This is a genomic window from Hyphomonas sp. GM-8P, from assembly GCF_003263315.1.
GTDB lineage: Bacteria > Pseudomonadota > Alphaproteobacteria > Caulobacterales > Hyphomonadaceae > Hyphomonas.
On sequence record NZ_AWFE01000141.1, the window covers coordinates 1 to 1365 of the forward strand.

The window sequence follows — 1365 nt, forward strand, 5'->3', positions numbered from 1 at the left end:
GCAGCGGGGCTTCCCAGGGCATGCCGGAGCCAGCCGCATGGGCCGGGAAGGTGAGCGCGACGGCAAAAGCCGTCAGGCTCAGGGCTTTGATCAGTCTGTATTTCATTGGGGTGGTGTCCTTTCTGGAGCGGTGGAGAGAAGCGGTTCGGAAAAGGGCAGGCTCGGCAGGACGAGCTGCAGGTCCGGCTGGACGGGGATCAGGTCATAGCCCTGACGCCCGAGCCCGTTCATGCGCGCGACTGTCTCGACGCGGTGAACCCCGGCGCGCCGGGAGATGTAGACGACGCAGTCGATTGTTTCTGCGATGAGGTCGTGCGGCACCTGCGCCGAGGTCTCGCCAATCAGCTGTTCGAGCCGGGAGAGTCCGCCCAGGGCCGAGTTGGCATGCAGGGTGGCGATGCCGCCCGGATGGCCGGTATTCCAGGCCTTCAGCATGTCGAGCGCCTCGGCGCCGCGCACTTCACCGATAATGATCCGGTCTGGCCTGAGGCGCAGGGTCGAGCGGACAAGGTCTGCAAGAGTTACTGATCCGGGCTGAGTGCGCAGCTGGACAGAGTCGCGGGCTGTCGAAACAAGTTCGCGCGTATCTTCCAGGATCACAAGCCGGTCCCCAGTGCGGGCAATCTCGGCCAGCAGGGCATTGGCAAGCGTCGTCTTGCCCGAGCCCGTGCCGCCGACGACGAGAATGTTCTCGCGGGTCCTGACCGCCAACCGCAAGGCTTCGGCGTGATGAGGTGCCATTACGCCGGAGGCGACATACTCACCCAAAGCGACCACCCGTCCCGCTGGTTTGCGGATCGAGAAACAAGGCCCCGGCGCCACCGGCGGCAGGACGCCTTCGAACCGCTCTCCGCCCATTGGCAGCTCTGCTGACACGATGGGCGACGCTGCGTCGACGCGCCGGCCCATATGGCTTGCGACCAGCCGGATGACGCGTTCGACATCGCCAGCGGTGACAACCAGGCCGGATTCGGATCGGCCAGACCCATGCCGCTCGATCCAGAGCCTGCCGTCGGGATTGATCATGATTTCGACAACGGCGGGGTCGTCCAGCGCTGCAACAATCTCGCTCCCCAATGCCGTTATCAGCATGGCGCGGGTACGTGTCTGGCTTTGTACGTCACGCATCGGTCCGCATCTCGCCCATATGTTCGGGCTCGCGCTCAAGACTGGCCGCGTCCGCTGTCACATCCTCAACGGCATTCTGAAGAATGCGCTGGCCCGACCTGAGGGCCTCCGCGACCTGCCTCACAAAGAGGTCAAACCGCATGTCGCCCTTGGCCCGGGCGGCCTCGACCTGGTTGGCCGGCACCGGCGGCGTCACCGTCAGGAAATAATGCACGAAGGTCGCGAGCGTTTCGGCAA

The 1365-nt window shown here is 64.9% G+C and carries 1 protein-coding gene and 1 pseudogene; both read right to left on the bottom strand.

Annotated elements, in window-relative coordinates; translation table 11 throughout:
- Positions 1-102: 102 nt before the first annotated feature.
- Positions 103-1128 carry a P-type conjugative transfer ATPase TrbB gene (trbB, locus tag HY26_RS18745; RefSeq protein ID WP_112074349.1) on the bottom strand — a complete coding sequence of 342 codons (1026 nt, stop codon included), beginning with the start codon at positions 1126-1128 and terminating at the stop codon, positions 103-105.
- Positions 1121-1365 (bottom strand): annotated as a pseudogene (locus HY26_RS19110) (CopG family transcriptional regulator); the annotation flags it as partial. The gene trbB and the pseudogene HY26_RS19110, both read right to left, overlap by 8 nt.

Excerpts from the sequence above, each read along its gene's own strand:
- trbB (WP_112074349.1), bottom strand. The coding sequence starts at position 1,128 with ATGCGTGACGTACAAAGCCAGACACGTACCCGCGCCATGCTGATAACG.